The organism is Mycobacterium sp. 852002-51971_SCH5477799-a, assembly GCF_001667145.1.
Classification (GTDB): Bacteria; Actinomycetota; Actinomycetes; order Mycobacteriales; family Mycobacteriaceae; genus Mycobacterium.
Map to the genome: position 1 here is coordinate 1 of NZ_LZIF01000059.1, position 1,493 is coordinate 1,493.

Annotated in this window: 1 protein-coding gene; it reads right to left on the minus strand. The window is 63.8% G+C overall.

Translation table 11 applies throughout. The features are described from left to right. Window positions 1-1,493, minus strand: a 1,493-nt coding sequence (locus tag A5753_RS25140; protein ID WP_231990020.1) for a condensation domain-containing protein, incomplete at both ends; no start/stop codon positions are given.

Here is a 1,493-nt window from a genome sequence, read left to right on the forward strand (position 1 = left end):
AACACCAACGTGTTGACGAAAAAACCCACCAACTCATCGAGCGCAGGGTCACGGCGCCCGGCGATCGGGAACCCCACCGCCACATCAACACTGGCGCTGATCTTCGACAACAACACCGCTAACGCGGCCTGCACCACCATGAAACTGGTCGCATTATGCTCACCAGCTAACTGACGCACCCGCGCCTGCACCTCAGCCGGCCACTCCACCGCCACCGTGGCCCCGCGATAATCGGCCACCGGCGGATAAGGCCGATCCGTGGGCAACTGCAGCTGCTCAGGCAACCCCGCCAGGGTCTGCTCCCAATACCCCAACTGCCCGGCAATACGACTACCGCTGTCATCAAGATCACCGAACTGCGCGCGCTGCCACAACGTGTAATCCACATACTGCACCGGCAACGGCGCCCACCCCGGCACCTGCCCCGCACACCGACTGGCATACGCCACACCCAAATCCCGCACCAACGGGGCCACCGACCACCCATCAGCAGCGATATGGTGCACCGCGGCCACCAACACATGCTCATCCTCAGCGACCCGGAAAAGCCTTGCCCGCAAAGGAATCTCGCCAGCCAAATCAAACGTGTAACGAGCCGCGGCGCCCACAGCCGCCTCCAGCCGATCATCCGGCCAGCCGACGGCATCAACAACCTGCCACCCGAAATCAACCCGCCCCACCGGAACAATCACCTGCTGAGGGACCCCGTCCACCGCCACAAACAACGTCCGCAAACTTTCATGACGGCCCACCACATCAGCCAGCGCCGCCCCCAACGCCTCAGCATCCAACCGACCACTGAGCCGCAACGCCACCGCCATGTTGTAAATCGGTGACGGCCCCTGCAACTGATCCAGGAACCACAACCGGGCCTGGGCAAACGACAACGGAACCACCGCCGGGCGCTCCACAGCCACCAACGGCTCCAGCCCACCCCCACCCGCACCCTCAATACGAGGCGCCAGCTCAGCCACCGTCGGCGCCTCGAACAACACCCGCACCGAAAGACCCGCATCAAAGGACTTATTCACCGCGGCAATCACCCGCATCGCCGACAGCGAATCCCCACCCACCTCAAAGAACGAGTCATCAACCCCGACCCGCTCCAAGCCAAGAACCTGGGCATAAATCCCAGCAACAATCTCTTCGGTCAAGCTGGTCGGGGCGCGATAGCCCTCGCCGTCTTGATAGCCCGGGGCCGGCAAGGCTTTGGTGTCGAGTTTGCCGTTAGCAGTCAGCGGCAACGCCTCGATCACCACGACCGCAGCCGGCACCATATAAGCGGGCAGCCGCTCAGCCACAGCGCTGCGCAACACCGCCGGCTCGGCGGTCCCGGTCACATACCCCACCAGACGCTTATCCCCAGCGACGTCCTCGCGCGCGATCACCACCGCCTGACGCACACCCTGCTGGGCGGCCAACACCGCTTGAACCTCACCCAACTCGATGCGATACCCGCGGATCTTGACCTGCTCATCAGCACGCCCCACATA